Here is a 19,072-nt window from a genome sequence, read left to right as displayed (position 1 = left end):
TCCCACCGGTGGCCCGACGTCCCGGGAACCCCCATGACGCACGCACCGACCACCTCGGCCCCGCCGGCCGCCGGCACCGATGCCCCCGCCCTGCCCGTCGACCTGCGGGGCGTCGCGCGCACGTTCGCCACCCCGACCGGTCCCCGGCCCGTGCTCGCGGGCGTCGACCTGCGGATCGCCGCGGGCGAGGTCGTCGCCGTCATCGGCCCGTCGGGGTGCGGCAAGTCGACGCTGCTCCGGCAGGTCGCCGGCCTGGACGCCCCCGACGCGGGATCGCTCGGGCTCGGCGGCGAGCCCGTCGCCCCCTACGACCCGCGCACCGCGGTGGCGTTCCAGGAGCCGCGCCTGCTCCCCTGGCGGACGCTCGCCCAGAACGTCGCCCTCGGCGTGCCGCGCGGCACCCCGCGAGCGGCCGCCCGGGAGCAGGTCGCCCGGCTGCTGGAGCTGGTCGGCCTGTCGGGCTCCGCGGGGCTGCGGCCGCGGCAGGTGTCCGGGGGCATGGCGCAGCGCGCGTCGCTGGCCCGGGCGCTGGCCCGCCGGCCGGGGGTGCTGCTGCTCGACGAGCCGTTCGGCGCGCTCGACGCCCTGACCCGGCTGCGGATGCAGGACCTGCTGCTCGACGTGCACGCCCGCCGGCCCACGACGGTGCTTCTGGTCACCCACGACGTCGAGGAGGCCCTGTACCTCGCCGACCGGGTCGTGCTGCTCGGCTCGCCGGAGCGCACCGGCACGTCCATCCGCTCCGTCATCGACGTCCCGGGCCGGCGTCCCCGCGACCGCGCCGACAGCCGGCTCGCCGAGCTCCGCGCGGAGCTGCTGGACGGCCTGGGCGTCGCCACGCACCACCGCCGGCACGACCCCGACCTGCACCACGCGATCTGACCGCCCGCTCCACCCGCCCGCCCCACCCGAAACCGCACCCGCACCGCCGCCCCGTGGCGCCGTCCGACCGCCCGCCGACCGCTCTCCCTCGGCGTCGCCGCTCTCGCCGCGACCCTGCTGCTCGGGGGCTGCGTCGCCGGCGAGGGCGAGGCGCAGGCGCAGGCCGACGCCCCCGACGCCGCGGACGCCGCCGCCGAGGGGTGGAGCGCCGACACGCTCACGCTCGACTTTGCGACGTACAACCCGCTGAGCCTCGTCATCAAGGACCAGGGCTGGATCGAGGAGACGCTCGGCGACGACGTCACGGTCGAGTGGGTGCAGTCCGCCGGGTCGAACAAGGCGAACGAGGCGCTGCGCGCCGGGGCGATCGACGTGGGCTCCACCGCGGGCTCGGCGGCGCTGCTCGCCCGCTCGAACGGCTCCCCGATCCGCACGATCGACATCTACTCGCAGCCCGAGTGGGCGGCCCTGGTGGTGCCCGCCGGCTCGGACATCACCAGCGTCGAGGACCTGGCCGGCCGGTCGGTCGCCGCGACGAAGGGCACGGACCCCTACTTCTTCCTGCTGCAGTCCCTCGACGAGGCGGGCGTCGACCCGGCCGACGTCGAGGTGCAGAACCTGCAGCACGCCGACGGCAAGGCCGCCCTGGAGAACGGCTCCGTCGACGCCTGGTCCGGCCTGGACCCGCTGATGGCGGCGAGCGAGGCGGACGCCGGGTCGACGCTGCTGTACCGGAACGTCGACTTCAACACCTACGGGTTCCTCAACGCCACGCAGGAGTTCCTCGACGCGAGCCCCGACCTCGCGCAGGTCGTGGTCGACGCGTACGAGAAGGCGCGCGCGTGGGCCCAGGAGAACCCCGGCGAGGTGGCGAGCATCCTCGCGGAGGTCGCCGGCATCGACCCGGCCGTCGCGGAGACGGTCATCACCGAGCGCACCACGCTGGACATCGACCCCGTCCCGGGCGAGGCGCAGCGCGAGGTGCTCGAGGTCGTCGGCCCGATCTTCGTCGAGTCCGGCGACGTCGCGAGCCAGGACCTCATCGACACCGCCCTGGACGAGCTGTTCGAGCCGACGTTCGCGAAGGACGCCGACCCGTCGAGCATCGCCGACTGACGAGGAGCAGCCATGTCCCCGTCGCTCAGCGGTGCGGTGACCGTGACCGGCACCAGCGCCCCGGTGACCGACGCGCGCGGCCGCGCCCTGCCCGGCCTCAACCCGTTCAGCTCGTCGGTGCTCCCGCGCCCGGGGTCGGGCCCGCTGGCGCGGCGCCCGGTGCGGCTCGCGCTCGGGCTGGTGCTGCCGGTGGCCCTGCTGGTCGTGTGGCAGGTGGTCACGACGTCGGGCCTGGTCGCGCCGTACCAGCTGCCCAGCCCGGCGTCGGTGTGGACGGCGGCCGTCGACCTCGCCGAGCGCGGGCTGCTCGGGCCGTACGTGGCGATCTCGACGCAGCGGGTGGTGCTCGGCTTCCTGATCGGCGCGGCGCTCGGCCTGGCGATCGGGTCGGTGGTGGGCCTGTCCCGGCTGACCGGCGCACTGCTCGAGCCGACGCTCGGGGCGATCCGCGCGGTGCCGTCGCTCGCGTGGGTGCCGCTGCTGATCCTCTGGATGAAGATCGGCGAGGAGTCCAAGCTGACCCTGATCGCGATCGGCGCGTTCTTCCCCGTCTACACCACGGTGGTCGCCGCGCTGCGGCACGTCGACGCGCAGCTGGTCGAGGCCGGGCGCGCGTACGGCCTGCGGGGGCCGCGCCTGCTGGCGGCGGTGCAGCTCCCGGCGGCGGTGCCGTCGGTGGTGGCCGGCCTGCGGCTGGCGATGGCCCAGTCGTGGCTGTTCCTGGTGGCCGCGGAGCTCATCGCCTCGTCGATGGGCCTCGGCTTCCTGCTGATGGACTCCGGCAACAACGGCCGCGTCGACCGGATGATCCTCGCGATCGTCCTGCTGGCGCTGCTGGGCAAGACGACCGACGCGCTGATCGGCCTGGCCGAGAAGTCGCTGCTGAGAAGGTGGGCATGACGAGCACGGTGACGACCGGCGCGACGATCGACGCGCTGCAGACCGAGACCCGGGCGTTCCCCGCGCCCGCCGGCGACTGGAACATCGGCCCCGACGAGCACGCGCGCCTGCTGGCCCGCGCGGCGTCGGACCCGGTCGGGTTCTGGGAGGACGCCGCCCGGCGCCTCGACTGGGCGGAGCCCTGGCACACCGCGCACACCTGGTCCCCCGCGGTCCCCGGGCCGGACGGCGAGCTGACCGTGCCGGAGGCGCAGTGGTTCGTCGGCGGCCGGCTCAACGCCGCGGTGAACTGCGTCGACCGGCACGTGGCCGCCGGCCGCGGCGACCGGGTCGCGTTCCACGCCGAGGGCGAGCGCGGCGACCGCCGCTCGTACACGTACGCCGACCTGCAGCGGGAGGTCTCCCGCGCCGCGAACGCCCTCACCGACCTCGGCGTCGGGCCCGGGGACCGGGTGGTCGTCTACCTGCCGGTGATCGCCGAGACGCTGATCGTGACGCTCGCGGTCGCCCGGATCGGCGCGGTGCACTCGCTCGTGTTCGGGGGCTTCTCCGCGGAGGCGGTGCGGTTCCGCGTCCAGGACACGGGCGCGAAGCTGCTCGTCACCAGCGACGGGCAGTTCCGCCGCGGGCAGGCCGTCGAGGTGAAGTCCGCCGCCGACGCCGCGGTCGACGGCCTGGACCACGTCGAGCACGTCCTGGTCGTGCGCCGCACCGGTCAGGAGGTGGCCTGGACCGAGGGCCGCGACGTCTGGTGGCACGACGTCGTCGACACCGCGTCCCCCGTGCACGAGGCGCAGGCCTTCGACGCCGAGCACCCGCTCTTCATCATCTACACCTCGGGCACCACGGGGAAGCCGAAGGGCCTGGTGCACACCACCGGCGGCTACCTCACCCAGGCGTCCTGGACCCACTGGGCGATGTTCGACGCGAAGCCCGACGACGTGCACTGGTGCACCGCGGACCTCGCCTGGGTGACCGCGCACACCTACGAGATCTACGGCCCCCTGAGCAACGGGCTCACGCAGGTCATCTACGAGGGCACGCCCGACACCCCGCACCGCGAGCGCCACCTCGAGGTCATCGAGCGGTACGGCGTCACCGTCTACTACACCGCGCCGACGCTCATCCGGACCTTCATGACGTGGTTCCCGGACGGCCTGCCCGCCGGGCACGACCTGTCGAGCATCCGGCTGCTCGGGACGGTCGGCGAGGCCATCAACCCCGAGGCGTGGGTCTGGTTCCGCGACCAGCTCGGTGCCGGCACCGCCCCCGTGGTCGACACCTGGTGGCAGTCCGAGACCGGCGCGGCCGTCATCGCGCCGCTGCCGGGCGTCACGACCCTCAAGCCGGGCTCCGCGACCCGCCCGCTGCCGGGGCTGTCGGCCCGCGTGGTGGACGACGCCGGCGCCGAGGTGCCGCGGGGGTCCGGCGGGTACCTGGTGATCGACCGGCCCTGGCCCGGGATGGCGCGCACGGTGTGGGGCGACGCGCAGCGGTACCTCGACTCCTACTGGCGGCCGTTCGCGCAGCACGGGTACTTCCTCGCCGGCGACGGCGCCTCCTGGGACGCCGACGGCGACATCTGGCTGCTCGGGCGCGTGGACGACGTCGTGAACGTCGCCGGGCACCGGCTGTCGACCATCGAGATCGAGTCCGCGCTGGTCGCGCACCCCGCCGTCGGCGAGGCCGGGGTCGCGGGCGTCGCGGACGCGGTCGGCGGGCAGGCGGTCGCGGCGTTCGTGGTCCCCGCGGTCGCGCCCGGGCCGGTCGAGGACGTCGCCGCCTGGCGGGCCGCGGCCGAGGACCTGCGCGAGACCCTCCGGGCGCAGGTCGCCCGGGAGATCGGGCCGGTCGCCAAGCCGCGGCACGTGCTCGTCGTGCCCGAGGTGCCCAAGACCCGGTCGGGCAAGATCCTGCGCCGCCTGCTCGCCGACCTGCACGACGGCCGGCCGCTCGGCGACGTCACGTCCCTGCAGAACCCGTGGGCGGTGGACCAGGTCGCCGCGCTCCTTCCCCGTGCGGCTACCGTGACGGCAGCCGCGCCCGCACCCCACCTCACGGCCGAGGAGGCCACCCCCGCATGACCGCGCCCGACGAGCACCGCTTCGGCTTCCGCACCCGCGCCCTGCACGCCGGGGCGATCCCCGACGCCGCGACCGGCGCCCGCGCGGTGCCGATCTACCAGACCACGTCGTTCGTCTTCAACGACACCACCGACGCCGCGAACCTGTTCGCGCTGCAGAAGTACGGCAACATCTACTCGCGCCTCGGCAACCCGACGGTCGCGGCGTTCGAGGAGCGGATCGCGTCCCTCGAGGGCGGCATCGGCGCCGTGGCCACCGCGTCGGGCATGGCCGCGGAGTTCATCACGTTCGCCGCGCTCGTCGGCGCCGGGGACCACGTCGTCGCCTCCGCGCAGCTGTACGGCGGCACGGTGACGCAGCTCGACGTGACCCTGCGCCGGTTCGGCGTCGAGACCACGTTCGTGCCCGGGACGGACCCCGCCGACTACGCCGCGGCCATCCGCCCCGAGACCAAGGTGCTGTACACCGAGGTCGTCGCGAACCCCTCGGGCGAGGTCGCCGACCTGGCCGGCCTGGCCCAGGTCGCGCACGCGGCGGGCATCCCGCTGGTGGTCGACTCCACGCTCTCGACCCCGTACCTGGTGCGGCCGATCGAGCACGGCGCTGACATCGTCATCCACTCGGCGACCAAGTTCCTCGGCGGGCACGGCACCACGCTCGGCGGCGTCGTCGTCGAGTCCGGGCGGTTCGACTGGGGCAACGGCAAGTTCCCGCAGATGACGGAGCCCGTCCCGTCGTACAACGACGTGAAGTGGTGGGAGAACTTCGGGGAGTACGGGTTCCTCACCAAGCTCCGCTCCGAGCAGCTGCGGGACATCGGCCCGTCGCTGTCCGCGCAGTCCGCCTTCCAGCTGCTCCAGGGCGTCGAGACGCTGCCGCAGCGGCTCGACGCCCACCTGGCCAACGCCCGGGCCGTCGCGCAGTGGCTCGACGCCGACCCGCGCGTGACCGCGGTGCAGTGGGCCGGCCTGTCGTCGCACCCGCACCACGCGCGCGCCGCCCACTACCTGCCGCTCGGGCCGGGGTCGGTGTTCGCGTTCCGGCTCGCCGCGACCCCCGACCGCGAGGGCCGCGAGGTGGGGCGCCGGTTCATCGAGCACCTGCAGCTCGCCAGCCACCTCGCGAACGTCGGCGACGCCCGCACCCTCGTCATCCACCCGGCCTCGACGACCCACCAGCAGCTGTCCGCCGAGCAGCTCGCCGCCGCCGGAGTGCCCGAGGACCTGGTGCGGATCAGCGTCGGCATCGAGGACCCCGAGGACATCCTCTGGGACCTCGACCAGGCGCTCACCGCGGCCACCGCCGCGGCGCGGGCACCGGCGCCGGTGGCGGCACCGGCGTCGGCCCGGCCCCGGCGGCGGCCGGCCGCCGTCCCCGCCGCACCCGCCGTCGGGGCCGCCGTCACCGGCCTGGGCGCCGACGCCTGCACCCTCCCGGAGGCCACCCGATGAGCACCCCGGCCACCCCCGCGGTCCCCGGCCCCCGCCCGCACCTGGCAGGGCCCGAGCGCTCCGGAGCGCCTCGCGCGCTGCGCCGCACCCGGTCGATCGCGGTCGTCCGGGGCGTCGAACAACCCCGCGCGCGCGTCGTACTTCGTCACCACGTACCTGCTGTCCAGCGCGCCGTACGACGTGTACCTGGTGAACCCGCGCGAGAAGGAGATCCTCGGGCAGCCGGTCTACCCCTCGCTCGACGCGCTGCCCGTGGTCCCGGACCTGGTGGACGTGTTCCGCCGGCACGACGACCTGCCGACCGTGCTGGACGAGACCCTCGCGGTCGGCGCGAAGGGCCTGTGGCTGCAGCTCGGGTCGTGGCACGAGGACGTCGCGGCGCGCGCCGAGGCCGCGGGCCTGACCGTGGTGATGGACCGGTGCGTGAAGATCGAGCACGCCCGGTTCCACGGCGGCCTGCACCTCGCGGGCTTCGACACGGGCGTGATCAGCAGCCGCCGCGCGCTGCTCTGACCTCCGGCCTCCGGCGGTGCGGACGTCCGTGCGCTACCGGGCGCCCGCGACCAGCGCCGGGTCGGGGGCGGCCGTGATGCTGCCGGTCGCCAGCGGCAGGATCACCTTGTCGATCAGCCGCTCCGCGAACTCCGCGTCCATCGGCAGGTGCGCCACGACCTTGCGGTAGTGGACCATCGCGGGAGCCACGGCGGCGAGCATGTCGAGGTCCACGTCCGGACCGGTCTCGCCGCGCAGGCGGGCCCGCTCGAGCACAGCGCGGGCGAGGCGCACCCGGCCGAGCACGAACTGCTCGTGGAACACCGTCCGGACCTCGGGCTCGTCGCGGATCGCCGTGAACACGCCCGACATGAGCTCGTCGTTCTTCATGCGGCTGGCGATCGTGAAGATGGTCAGCAGGTCCTCGCGGAGCGAGCCGGTCTCGGGGACCTCGTCGATGGTGAGCTGCTTGCTGCACAGCAGGCTGTCGACGGTGAGCTGCACCTTCGACGGCCAGCGCCGGTAGACGGTGGACTTCCCCGCCCCGGCGCGCTCCGCGACGGCGTCCATGGTCATGCCGTCGTAGCCGCGCTCGCTCAGCAGCTCGCGCGCGGCCTGGAGGATGACGTCGTCCTTGGAGTCGTCGCGCCGACGTCCGGGCCGGCGGGTCGGCTCGGTGGCGGCGTCCGGCACGGGCTCGGTCACGGCGGCGTCGTCGCGCGCGGTCATACGAGCTCCTCTCGTCCCCGCCATTGTGCCTGCCACGTCAGCCGGAAACAAATCGAGACTGAGGGGTTTCGAAACTGGTCGGTCTTGGTTTACGGTCGGTGCATCCCACACCGACGTCCTTCCCGGAGCAGCTCCATGTCCTCGCCCGCATCGCCCCTCGCTCCCGCAGCGCCGGTGCACTCCGACCGCCGCCGCTGGCTCGTCCTGGCCACCGTCGCCCTCGCCCAGCTGATGGTCGTGCTCGACGCGACCATCGTGAACATCGCCATGCCGTCCGCCCAGGCCGAGCTCGGCTTCAGCGACAACGACCGGCAGTGGATCGTCACCGCCTACGCCCTCGCCTTCGGCAGCCTGCTGCTCCTCGGCGGGCGGCTGTCGGACATGTTCGGCCGCCGCCGCATGTTCCTGATCGGCCTCGTCGGGTTCGCCGTCGCGTCGGCGCTCGGCGGCGCCGCCGGGACGTTCGAGCTGCTGGTCGGGGCCCGCGCCCTGCAGGGCGCGTTCGGCGCCGTGCTCGCCCCCGCGGCGCTCTCCGTGCTGACCACCACGTTCACCCTGCCGAAGGAGCGCGGCCGCGCGTTCGGCATCTTCGGCGCCATCGCCGGCATGGGCGGCGCCATCGGCCTGCTGCTCGGCGGCTACCTCACCGAGAACCTCGACTGGCGCTGGAACCTCTACGTCAACGTCGTGATCGCCGCCGTGGCCCTCGTGGCCGGCGCCGTGCTGCTGCCGCGCACCGGCGGCGCCGCGGGTCACCGGCTCGACCTGCCCGGCGTGCTGCTCGGCTCGCTCGGCCTGTTCTCGCTCGTGCTCGGGTTCTCCCAGGCCGAGCCGCAGGGCTGGGACGCCCCGCTGACCTGGGTGCCGCTGGCGGCGAGCGTCCTGCTGCTCGTCGGGTTCGTCCTGCGCCAGCGCACGGCGGCGAACGCGGTCCTGCCGCTCGACGTCGTGCTGGACCGCGACCGCGGGGCCTCGTTCCTCGCGATCCTCGTCGCCGGCTCGGGGATGTTCGGGGTCTTCCTGTTCCTCACGTACTACCTGCAGTCGACGCTCGGGTTCACGCCGATGCAGACCGGTGTCGCGTTCCTGCCGATGATCGTCTCGATCATCGTCACGGCGCAGATCCAGTCGAACCTGCTGATCCCGCGGTTCGGGCCGAAGGTGCTCGTGCCGATCGGCATGCTGCTCGCGGCCTCCGCGATGCTGACGTTCACCGCGCTGGAGACCGACAGCTCCTACGTGCGCGTGCTGCCCGGGCTCGTGCTCATGGGCATCGGGATGGCCTCGATCATGCCGGCGTCGTTCCAGCTCGCGACCCTCGGCGTCCCGCCCCGGCTGGCCGGTGCGGCCTCGGCGCTGGTGTCGACCAGCCAGCAGGTCGGCGGCGCGATCGGCACCGCGCTGCTGAACACCCTCGCCACCACGGCGGCGACGGCGTACGTCCTCGACCACGCCCCCGCCACGCCCGAGGTCATGGCCGAGGCGGCGCTGCACAGCTTCGACACCGCGTACGCGTGGTCGGCCGGGATCTTCGCCGGCGGCGCCGTGCTCGCCGCGCTGCTGTTCCGGTCCCGCGCGGACCGGGCCGCCCGCCTCGCGGCCGCCGAGTCGTCGGCCGAGCCGTCGGCCGCACCGCAGGAGGTCCTGGTCGCGCACTGACCGCGACCGCACCACGGCCCGACGGCCGCCCGGGCTCCCGCTCGGGCGGCCGTCGTCGTCAGTCGTCCGGGAACCAGATCGCGCGCCGCAGCGCCACCCGGGTCCCGTCGGCGTTCAGCGGGGTCCCCTCGGCGCGCAGGTGCTCCAGGGCGGCCCGCGCGTGGTGGGCGGGAGGCGCGCCGGCGGCGTTGACCACCCGCCACCACGGCACCCCGGAGCCGCCGCGCGACATCACCTGCCCCACCTGTCGGGGCCCGCCCCGCGCGGGCAGCCCCTCGGCGACGAACCGGTCGGCCACCACCTCCGCGACGGTGCCGTACGTCATGGCGCGGCCGGCCGGGATCGCCTCGACCAGGTCGAGCACCGCCTCGAGGTACGCCTCGTCCACGCCCGCTCAGCCCCGCCGCACGACGAGGAGCGCCCGGTCGTCGCCCTCGCCGGCCCCGATCTTCGCGATGACGTCCTCGGCGTCCCCCCGCCGGGTCGCCAGGACGTCCTCCGCGGCGCCGCGCAGCCGGTCGATGCCGAGGTCGAGGTCGCCGCCGGGGGTCTCGACCAGCCCGTCGGTGTACAGCAGCAGGCAGTCGCCCGGGTCGATCGTGCCGCGCAGCACGGGGAACCGGGCGCTCGGCACGACGCCGAGCACCGGGCCGCCCGGCCCGCTCAGCAGCTCGACCACCCCGGACCCCGCGTGCAGGTGCACGGGCGGCAGGTGGCCGGCGGACGCCACCGTGTACTCCCCCGTCGCCAGCCGGACGGTGAGGTGCACGGCCGTCGCGAACCCCTCGTCCCAGTCCTGTCCCAGCAGGTACGCGTTCGCGGCGGGCAGGAAGTCCGCGCTGGGCAGCTGGCCGATCAGCCCCGCGAGCGCCCCGGACAGCTGCAGCGACCGCACGCCCGCGTCCTGGCCCTTGCCCGACACGTCGACCAGCGCGATCTCCAGCAGCTCGCCGTGCTCCCGGGCGGCGCTGACCACGAAGTCGCCGGAGAACGCCTCGCGGTGCGCGGACCGGATCGCCGTCTCCACGTGCCAGCCGTGCGGGAGCGCCGGGACCTGCCCGTGCGCGGCGAGCCGGTCACGCAGGTCGACGATCATCAGGTCCCCGGGCGCGCCCTGCAGGCCCAGGCGCTCGCGGTGCGCCGTGAACGCGAGCAGCGCGGCGATCGCGATGCCCTGCAGCAGGTACGTCCCGGGCGTGAACTCGCCGAGCCCCGCGAACGCGATCCCGAGCACCTGCGCGACGATCGCGACGCACAGCACCAGCATCCCGCGCAGCCGCAGCAGGAACGCGCCGAGCAGCTCGATGAGGATGAACGTCGACGGCGGCACCCACGGCCGGGCGTGGATGATCCCGGCGGACGCCAGCACGGTCAGCCCCACGAGCAGGGTGGTCAGCGCCTGCTGCGAGCCCAGCCCCCACCGGTGCAGCAGGGCCCGGAGCTGCTCGAGGGCGCTCGTCGCACGCCGGCGCCGCGAGGGCGGGGGCGCGGGGACCGGGGGCGTCACGTCGTGAGGGTAACCGGGGGCGCCCGCGCTGGACAGGATGACGCGACGGCGGGACGACGGCACCGACCTGCGAAAACGGGGTGCCGCCCGCGACCGCTGGCCGACAGGATGGCCCCATGACCACCGCGCCCGACGGCTACCGCCTGACCGAGATCACCGAGGACCGCCTGGAGGAGTACCGCGGCGTCGACGCCCTGGCGTTCGCGGAGGGCGACCGCGACCCCGCCACGGACGCCGCCGCGCCGTTCGCCGTCCCGCTCGACCGGGCGCTGGGGGTCGAGACCGACGCCGGCGAGCTGGTCGCCGTGCACGGCTCGTACGCGTTCTCGCTCCCGGTCCCCGGCGGCGAGGTGCCGTGCGCGGGCCTCACCTGGGTGGGCGTCCGGCCCGACCACCGGCGACGACGGCTGCTGGCGACCATGATCCGGGCGCACGTCGAGCGGTCGCTCGAGCGCGGCGAGCCGGTCTCCGCGCTGTTCGCCGCCGAGCCCGGGATCTACGGCCGGTTCGGGTACGGGTCGGCGAGCGACCACCTGCGGCTGACGGTGCCCCGCGGCGCCGCGCTGCGGGACGTCCCCGGGTCGCAGGAGCTGACCGTGCGGTTCGCGACGCTCGACCCCACCGCGCACGAGGGCCTCGTCGACGCCGTGCACGTCGCGGCGGGCACCGGGCGCCCCGGGTGGCTGCCCCGTGGCTCGGACCTCCTGCGCCGGCTCGCCGTGGCCGACCCGCCCGCCTGGCGCCGGGGCGGCGAGCCCGCCCGCCTGGTCACCGTGCACGACGCCGCGGGCGAGCCGCGGGCCTACGCCCTGGTGCGCCGCACGCAGACCTGGGGCGACGGCGGCCCGGAGTACCCCGTGCAGGTCCGGTCGTCGGCGGCCGTCGACGCCGCCGCGGCGCACCGGCTGTGGTCGTTCCTGCTGGACCTCGACCTGACCGCGACCGTCACGACCGGCATCCTCGCCGTGGACGACCCGCTGCTCGCCCTGCTCGTCGACACGCGCAGGCCGGTGCCGAAGCTGAGCGACAACCTGTGGGTGCGGCTGCTCGACGTCCCCGCGGCGCTGGCCGCCCGCCGGTACGCCGCCCCGGTCGACGTCGTCCTCGGCGTGCGGGACCCGCTGCTGCCGGGGAACACGGGCGCGTGGCGGCTGACCACCGGGGACGCCGGCGCGGACGGGACGTACGCCGCCCGGGTCGAGCCGGCGACGGGGGCGGCCGAGCTCGAGCTGGACGTGCGCGAGCTCGGCGCGGCCTACCTCGGCGGGCGGTCGCTGGCCGCGCTCGCCGGCGCCGGGCTGGTCACGGGCCGCGCCGAGACGCTGCACCGCGCGTCGACGGCGTTCGGCTGGCCGGTCGCGCCGGTGTGCCCCTGGGTGTTCTGAGGGGCGGTCGCGTCAGGCGCGCGCGGCCTCGTACGCCGCGAGCTGGTCGATGCGGCGCTGGTGGCGCGGGTCCTGGCTGAAGGGCTCCGCGACGAACGCGTCGACCAGCTCGAGGGCCTCGTCCACCGAGTGCTGCCGGGCGCCGATCGCGACCACGTTCGCGTCGTTGTGCTGGCGGCCCAGCCGCGCGGTGTCGAGGTTCCACGCCAGCGCGGCGCGCACGCCCGTCACCTTGTTCGCGGCGATCTGCTCGCCGTTGCCCGAGCCCCCGATGACGACGCCCAGGCTGCCCGGGTCGGCCACGACCGCCTCGCCCGCCGCGAAGCACACGGCCGGGTAGTCGTCCTGCGGGTCGTACTCGGGAGCCCCGTGGTCGACGACGTCGTGCCCGGCGGCGCGCAGGTGCTCGACCAGGGCGACCTTCAGCTCGAACCCGGCGTGGTCAGCGGCGACATGGATACGCATGGGGCCATCCTGCCGCACACCGCGCGGGAGGCGCGCGGACGTCCCGCCGGCGAACCGGCGACCGCGCGTCGGCGGCGGGTCCTAGGCTGGCTCGTGGCGCGCGCTCGCGCACCGCCTCGGCAGAAGGGACCTCCCCCGACCATGACCCGCAGCGGCATCGACACCTCGGCCTTCGACCCCGCCGTCCGGCCCCAGGACGACCTCTACGCCCACGTCAACGGGCGCTGGGTCGCCGAGCACGTCATCCCCGCGGACCGCGCCATGGACGGCTCGTTCCGGGCCCTGCACGACCAGGCGGAGGAGCAGGTCCGCGACATCATCACCGAGGCCGCGGAGCAGGCCGGCGCGGGCGGGGTGCAGGCGCAGATCGGCGCGCTGTACGCGAGCTTCATGGACACCGACGCCGTCGAGGCCGCCGGCACGGAGCCGCTGCGCCCCGACCTCGCGCTGATCGAGGGCGCCACCACGCGCGAGGCCCTGACCGAGGCGCTCGGCACGCTGCAGCGCACCGGCGCCGCCGGCGGGACCGGCTTCTGGGTCGACAACGACGCGAAGGACCCCGAGCGGTACGTGGTCTACCTGTACCAGTCCGGCCTGGGCCTGCCCGACGAGTCGTACTACCGCGACGAGCAGTACGCGTCCGTCCTGGCGGCCTACCAGCCGCACGTCGCGCGGATGCTGCGCCTGGGCGGGTGGGCGCCGGACGAGGCCGCGGCCGACGACGCGGCGAGCCGGGTGGTCGCGCTGGAGACGAAGATCGCCGCCGGGCACTGGGACGTCGTCAAGGACCGCGACGCCGACCTCACCTACAACCCGACCACGCTCGCCGAGCTCGCCACCACCGCGCCCGGCCTGGACTGGACCGCGTGGGCGCGCGCCCTCGGCGCCCCGGCGGGCGCGCTGGACGACCTGGTGGTCCGGGAGCCGTCCTTCGCCACGACGTTCGCCGGGCTGTGGGCCTCCGAGCCGGTCGAGGACTGGCAGGCGTGGCTGGCGTACCACGCGATCACCTCCCGCGCGCCGTACCTGTCGTCCGAGCTGGTCGAGGCGAACTTCGACTTCCACGGCCGGACGCTGACGGGGGCGCAGGAGCTCCGCGACCGCTGGAAGCGCGGCGTCTCCCTGGTGCAGGGCGTGCTCGGCGAGGCCGTCGGCGAGGTCTACGTCGCCCGGCACTTCCCGCCGGCGCACAAGGAGCGGATGGAGCAGCTGGTCGCGCACCTGGTCGAGGCGTACCGCGAGTCCATCACCGCGCTGGACTGGATGGGCGAGGAGACCAAGACCAAGGCCCTCGCGAAGCTCGACGCCTTCACGCCGAAGATCGGCTACCCGGTCAAGTGGCGCGACTACTCCGGCCTGGAGCTGCGCGCCGACGACCTCGTCGGGAACGTCCGCCGGGCGTCGGCGTTCGAGCAGGACCACGAGCTCGGCAAGATCGGGAAGCCGATCGACCGCGACGAGTGGTTCATGACGCCGCAGACGGTGAACGCCTACTACAACCCCGGCATGAACGAGATCGTGTTCCCCGCTGCGATCCTGCAGCCGCCGTTCTTCGACGCCGACGCGGACGACGCCGTGAACTACGGCGGCATCGGCGCGGTCATCGGCCACGAGATCGGGCACGGCTTCGACGACCAGGGCTCGAAGTACGACGGCCAGGGCCGCCTCGAGGACTGGTGGACGGAGAGCGACCGCGCGGAGTTCGAGAAGCGCACGTCCGCGCTCGTCGAGCAGTACAACGGCTTCTCCCCGGCCCAGCTCGACGGCTCGCACCACGTGAACGGCGCGCTCACCATCGGCGAGAACATCGGCGACCTCGGCGGCCTCTCGATCGCGCTGAAGGCGTACCGGATCGCCCTGGGCACGTCCCTGGACGAGGCCCCGGAGGTCGACGGCCTCACGGGCGTCCAGCGGGTGCTGCTCGGCTGGGCGCAGGTGTGGCGCGCGAAGGGCCGCGACGAGGAGATCATCCGCCGCCTCGCGGTCGACCCGCACTCCCCCGACGAGGTGCGCTGCAACGCGGTGGTCCGCAACGTCGACGAGTTCTACGCCGCGTTCGACGTGCAGCCCGGCGACGGCCTGTACCTCGCCCCCGAGGAGCGCGTCCGGATCTGGTGACGCGCGGGTCCTGAGCCGGACGGCCGCGCCACGGGGGAGGTCCCCGGGGCGCGGCCGTCGGCGTCAGGGCGGCGGGGTCAGCGCGGCGTCAGGGCCGCGTGGTCACGGCAGCGTGGTCACGGCAGCGTGGTCAGCGCCGCCGTCGCGACGCGGAACCCCTCGCCGGTCTCGTCGACCACGCAGGACATGCCGTTCGACGCGCTCGTGCACGTGTAGGGCCCGACGGTCTGCGAGCTGCCGTACTCCAGCACCGGGACGTCGGCGGAGGCCACGGCGGGGGCGGGCCCCTCGACGCACGGCGTGGTCAGCCCGTCCGAGGTGTTGAGCACGATGACGTGCCCGGTGGTGCCGGTGCAGCCCTCGGCGGCCGGCACGTCGAACTGCTTGTTCGCGATCGAGCACGTGACGCCGTCGGGCGACATGGTGCACGAGATGTTGCCCGTCGGGGACGCGAACGACTGCGCGCCGGCGTCGGTCGCCCCGTCGGTGGCGCCCGACCCGGCGCTCTGGGACGGGCTCGACCCGCCGCCGGGCTCGTCACCGGCCTGGTCGGACCCGCCGCCGAGCACGGAGATCGCGACGAGGACGAGCGCGATCAGGAGCAGCGCGTCGACGGTCAGGAAGATCTTCATGCCGCGGCTCAAGCTCGCCAGGGCTGCCATGTCCTACCTCCCGGTGGGGAGCGGTCCGCGGGCGACGTCGCCCGCGTCCCGCCGGATCGTTCTGGGACCGGTGCCGCTCAGTCGAAGACGGGGCCCTTGGTGCGGGTGCGCTTGAGCTCGTAGAAGCCCGGGACGCCCGTGACGAGGACGAAGCCGTCCCAGAGCCGCCCGGCGTCCTCGCCCTTCGGCGCCGGCGTCATGACGGGGCCGAAGAACGCGGTGCCGTTCACGGCCACCACGGGCGTGCCCACCTCGTCGCCGACCAGGGCGATGGCCTCGGCGTGCGAGCCGCGCAGCTGCTCGTCGAACTCGTCGGTGTCGGCGTACGCGGCGAGCGACGCGGGCAGGCCGGCCTCGTCGAGGGCCTCCCGGATGATCGCGGAGGTGTCCTTGCGGCCGCCCGGGTGCCGCCGGGTGCCCATCGCGTCGTACAGCGGCTTGAGGTGCTCGGCCCCGTAGAGCTCCTTCGCGGCGGTGAGCACCCGCACCGGCCCCCAGGAGTCATCCATCAGCGCGCGGTACTCCTCGGGCAGGTCCCGGCCCTCGTTGAGCACCGACAGGCTCATCACGTGCCAGCGCACGTCGACGTCCCGGACCCGCTGCACCTCGTCCATCCACCGCGACGTCATCCACGCCCACGGGCAGGCGGGGTCGAACCAGAAGTCGGCGGTGTCGCGTGCGACGGGCGCGTGCGTGTCGGTCACGGAGGGGCTCCTCACGGGGCGGCTGCTGCGGTCGGGCGGTGCGGGTGGTGCTCGGGGTCGTGCTCGGGTCCTGCGGGCGGCGGCCACCCCGGACGGAACAGCCGCGCCCGCCATCATGCCCCGGAACGGGGGGTCGCTGTCACCCGGGCGGCGGTGTGCGGCGCGCGACGGCCCGCTCGCGGGGGCCGCCCGCGGACAGCGCCCGCGCGGCGCACGCACCCGCCGGTTGGTGGAATGATGCGGCGACGGCCGCCTGACCCGAACCCGAGGAGACATCCGCGTGCCCGCTGAGAACCTGACCCGCGACGAGGCCCGTACCCGGGCCGCGCTGGTCGACGTGCAGTCGTACGACGTCGCCCTGGACCTGACGACGGGCCCGGCGACGTTCGCGTCCACCACGACCGTCCGGTTCACGAGCCGCGAGGCGGGGGCGAGCACGTTCCTCGACCTCATCGCGCCGGCCGTGCACCGCGTGGTGCTCAACGGCACGGAGCTCGACCCGGCGGACGTCGTGGCGGAGTCGCGGATCCGGCTGGACGGCCTCGCGGAGCAGAACGAGGTGCTCGTCGTCGCCGACGCCGCCTACATGAACACGGGCGAGGGCCTGCACCGGTTCGTCGACCCGGTCGACGACGAGGTCTACCTGTACTCGCAGTTCGAGGTCGCGGACTCCCGGCGCGTGTTCGCGGTGTTCGAGCAGCCCGACCTCAAGGCGACGTTCCGGTTCACCGTCACCGCCCCGGCGCACTGGGCCGTGGTGTCGAACTCCCCCGCCGTGGGCGACCCCGTGCCCGTCGAGGGCGGCAGCAACCGCAACGGCGGCGCCGACAAGGGCGTCGCGACCTGGACGTTCGAGCCGACCCCGCGCATCGCGTCGTACATCACGGCGGTCGTCGCGGGCCCGTACCACCACGAGCACGGCGAGCTGACCAGCAGCGACGGCCGCACGATCCCCCTGGGCGTGTACTGCCGCGGCTCGCTCGCGCAGCACCTCGACACCGACAACATCCTCGACATCACGCGCGCCGGGTTCGCGTTCTACGAGGAGCAGTTCGCCTTCCCGTACCCGTTCGCCAAGTACGACCAGCTCTTCGTGCCGGAGTTCAACGCGGGCGCGATGGAGAACGCCGGCGCGGTGACGTTCCTGGAGTCCTACGTCTTCCGGTCCAAGGTGCCGGAGGCGACGGTCGAGCGCCGCGCGGTGACGATCCTGCACGAGCTGGCGCACATGTGGTTCGGCGACCTCGTGACGATGCGCTGGTGGGACGACCTGTGGCTGAACGAGTCGTTCGCCGAGTACGCCTCCACCCTCGCGACCGCCGAGGCGACCCGCTGGACGACGGCGTGGACGACGTTCTCCTCGCTGGAGAAGGGCTGGGCGTACCGCCAGGACCAGCTGCCGAGCACGCACCCCATCGCGGCGGACATCCGGGACCTCGAGGACGTCGAGGTGAACTTCGACGGCATCACCTACGCCAAGGGCGCCAGCGTCCTCAAGCAGCTCGTCGCGTGGGTCGGCCAGGAGCAGTTCTTCGCCGGGGTGCGCTCCTACTTCGCGAAGCACGCGTGGGGCAACACCGAGCTCCGGGACCTGCTCACCGAGCTCGAGGCGACCAGCGGCCGCGACCTGTCGGCGTGGTCGTCGCTCTGGCTGGAGCAGTCCGGCGTCACCCTGCTGCGCCCCGAGATCGCCTCGGAGGTCGGCGCGGACGGCGTCGAGCGGATCACCGCGCTCGCCGTCCGGCAGGAGGTGCCGTCGACGCACCCGGTGCAGCGCCCGCACCGCCTCGTGGTCGGCGGCTACGACGTCGTGACCGGCGAGGACGGCCCCCGCCTGGAGCGGACGGTCCGCGTGGAGCTCGACGTGGACGGCGAGCGCACCGAGGTCCCCGAGCTGGTCGGCGCCCGCCGCCCCGACCTGCTGCTGCTCAACGACGAGGACCTCGCCTACGCGAAGGTCCGCCTGGACGAGCGGTCGCTCGCCACCGCCGTCGCGCACCTCGGCGGCTTCGCGGACTCCCTGCCGCGGACCCTCGTGTGGACGGCGGTCTGGGACGCGACCCGCGACGGCGAGACGCCGGCCCGCGACTACGTGGACCTGCTGCTGAACAACATCGCGCACGAGACCGACTCCTCGGTCGTGCTCGTGCTGCTGCGGCAGCTGCACACCGCGCTGGACCTGTACGTCGCGGCCGAGCACCGCCGGGCGACCGAGGTCGCCGCGGCGGACACGCTCTGGACGCTGGCGACCGACGCGGCCGGCGGCTCCGACACGCAGCTGCAGCTCGTCAAGGCGTTCGCCGCCCGCGCGAGCACCCCCGAGCAGCTCGACGCGGTCGCGGCGCTGCTGGACGGCGGCACCCGGCTGGACGGCCTGTCCATCGACACCGACCTGCGCTGGGAGCTGCTCACCTCGCTGGTCACCGGCGGGCGCGCGGGCGCCGACCAGATCGACGCGCAGCTCGAGGCGGACCCCACCGCGACCGGCCAGCGCGCCGCCGCGGCCGCCCGCGCCGCGATCCCCACCGCGGAGGCCAAGGCCGCCGCGTGGGCCGCGGTCGTGGAGTCCGACTCCCTGCCGAACGCCCTGCAGGCCGCGACGATCAACGGCTTCGGCCGGGTGCACGACCGCGCGCTGCTCCGCCCGTTCGTCGCGCCGTACTTCGAGGCGCTCGAGCGGGTCTGGGCCGACCGGACCAGCGAGATGGCGCAGAACATCATCACGGGCCTGTACCCGACGGAGCTGGCGGACGACGCCGAGGCCGACGTGCCCGGCATCACCGACGCGTGGCTGGCCGCCCACCCGGACGCAGCCCCCGCGCTGCGTCGCCTGGTGGTCGAGGCCCGCGACGGCGTCCGGCGCACGCTCGCCGCGCAGGCCGCGGACCGCCACTACCACGAGGCCTGACGGGACGTCC

The 19,072-nt window shown here is 74.7% G+C and carries 15 protein-coding genes and 1 pseudogene; 10 read left to right on the top strand and 6 right to left on the bottom strand.

All coding sequences use genetic code 11. From position 1 onward, the window contains the following. Positions 1-33 precede the first annotated feature (33 nt). The 6 genes and pseudogenes from QNH85_RS09325 to QNH85_RS09300 all read left to right on the top strand — a co-directional run. The gene (locus tag QNH85_RS09325) at positions 34-882 is read left to right on the top strand and encodes an ABC transporter ATP-binding protein (protein ID WP_282946002.1); all 849 of its coding nucleotides are present in this window, start codon (positions 34-36) and stop codon (positions 880-882) included. A gap of 114 nt (positions 883-996) precedes the next feature. Next, the gene (locus tag QNH85_RS09320; protein WP_428830386.1) at positions 997-1,998 is read left to right on the top strand and encodes an aliphatic sulfonate ABC transporter substrate-binding protein; all 1,002 of its coding nucleotides are present in this window, start codon (positions 997-999) and stop codon (positions 1,996-1,998) included. Between the two features lie 12 nt (positions 1,999-2,010). After that, positions 2,011-2,898: an ABC transporter permease gene (locus QNH85_RS09315; protein ID WP_282945976.1), complete on the top strand. Its 888-nt coding sequence runs from the start codon at positions 2,011-2,013 to the stop codon at positions 2,896-2,898. Next, on the top strand, positions 2,895-4,982 hold the full coding sequence (gene acs, locus QNH85_RS09310) for an acetate--CoA ligase (RefSeq protein ID WP_282945975.1): 2,088 nt from the start codon (positions 2,895-2,897) through the stop codon (positions 4,980-4,982). Before QNH85_RS09315 ends, acs begins: the two co-directional genes overlap by 4 nt. Then, entirely contained in the window at positions 4,979-6,433 is a 1,455-nt protein-coding gene (locus QNH85_RS09305) for an O-acetylhomoserine aminocarboxypropyltransferase/cysteine synthase family protein (protein WP_282945973.1), read from the top strand. Before acs ends, QNH85_RS09305 begins: the two co-directional genes overlap by 4 nt. Before the next feature lie 33 nt (positions 6,434-6,466). Further along, positions 6,467-6,946: pseudogene (locus QNH85_RS09300) on the top strand (CoA-binding protein); the annotation flags it as partial. Between the two features lie 33 nt (positions 6,947-6,979). Here the strand turns inward: QNH85_RS09300 and QNH85_RS09295 are convergent. Then, a complete protein-coding gene (locus QNH85_RS09295) occupies positions 6,980-7,654 on the bottom strand; it encodes a TetR/AcrR family transcriptional regulator (RefSeq protein WP_282945971.1) in 675 nt (224 codons plus the stop codon). A gap of 135 nt (positions 7,655-7,789) precedes the next feature. Between QNH85_RS09295 and QNH85_RS09290 the strand changes: the two genes are divergently transcribed. Continuing rightward, entirely contained in the window at positions 7,790-9,313 is a 1,524-nt protein-coding gene (locus QNH85_RS09290; protein WP_282945969.1) for an MFS transporter, read from the top strand. A 58-nt stretch (positions 9,314-9,371) separates the two neighbouring features. Here QNH85_RS09290 and QNH85_RS09285 read toward each other — a convergent pair whose 3' ends face one another. Then, positions 9,372-9,701: an MGMT family protein gene (locus QNH85_RS09285; RefSeq protein WP_282945967.1), complete on the bottom strand. Its 330-nt coding sequence runs from the start codon at positions 9,699-9,701 to the stop codon at positions 9,372-9,374. A gap of 6 nt (positions 9,702-9,707) precedes the next feature. Further along, complete coding sequence (locus tag QNH85_RS09280; RefSeq protein WP_282945966.1) at positions 9,708-10,820, bottom strand: SpoIIE family protein phosphatase; 1,113 nt, start codon at positions 10,818-10,820, stop codon at positions 9,708-9,710. 116 nt (positions 10,821-10,936) lie between these two features. Here QNH85_RS09280 and QNH85_RS09275 point away from each other — a divergent pair, with 116 nt between their 5' ends. Continuing rightward, entirely contained in the window at positions 10,937-12,205 is a 1,269-nt protein-coding gene (locus QNH85_RS09275; protein ID WP_282945964.1) for a GNAT family N-acetyltransferase, read from the top strand. Between the two features lie 12 nt (positions 12,206-12,217). Here the strand turns inward: QNH85_RS09275 and QNH85_RS09270 are convergent, their stop codons facing one another. Next, positions 12,218-12,670, bottom strand: coding sequence for a ribose-5-phosphate isomerase (locus tag QNH85_RS09270; RefSeq protein ID WP_213281822.1), 453 nt, complete (start codon positions 12,668-12,670; stop codon positions 12,218-12,220). 141 nt (positions 12,671-12,811) lie between these two features. Here QNH85_RS09270 and QNH85_RS09265 point away from each other — a divergent pair, with 141 nt between their 5' ends. Continuing rightward, entirely contained in the window at positions 12,812-14,788 is a 1,977-nt protein-coding gene (locus QNH85_RS09265) for a M13 family metallopeptidase (RefSeq protein ID WP_282945947.1), read from the top strand. A gap of 116 nt (positions 14,789-14,904) precedes the next feature. Here the strand turns inward: QNH85_RS09265 and QNH85_RS09260 are convergent, their stop codons facing one another. Together QNH85_RS09260 and QNH85_RS09255 are read right to left on the bottom strand one after the other, a co-directional pair. Continuing rightward, on the bottom strand, positions 14,905-15,450 hold the full coding sequence (locus QNH85_RS09260; protein ID WP_282945945.1) for a hypothetical protein: 546 nt from the start codon (positions 15,448-15,450) through the stop codon (positions 14,905-14,907). 77 nt (positions 15,451-15,527) lie between these two features. After that, complete coding sequence (locus tag QNH85_RS09255) at positions 15,528-16,154, bottom strand: mycothiol-dependent nitroreductase Rv2466c family protein (protein ID WP_282945943.1); 627 nt, start codon at positions 16,152-16,154, stop codon at positions 15,528-15,530. Between the two features lie 280 nt (positions 16,155-16,434). On the opposite strand from QNH85_RS09255, the gene pepN reads away from it, so the two are divergent. Beyond that, positions 16,435-19,062 (top strand): aminopeptidase N, encoded by a 2,628-nt coding sequence (gene pepN, locus QNH85_RS09250; RefSeq protein WP_282945941.1) that lies wholly within the window; start codon positions 16,435-16,437, stop codon positions 19,060-19,062. Positions 19,063-19,072 lie beyond the last annotated feature (10 nt).

Source organism: Cellulomonas endometrii, assembly GCF_949769265.1.
Taxonomy (GTDB): domain Bacteria; phylum Actinomycetota; class Actinomycetes; order Actinomycetales; family Cellulomonadaceae; genus Cellulomonas; species Cellulomonas endometrii.
Note: the sequence above shows the minus strand (reverse complement) of the source record. Positions and strands in the feature narration are given on the sequence as shown.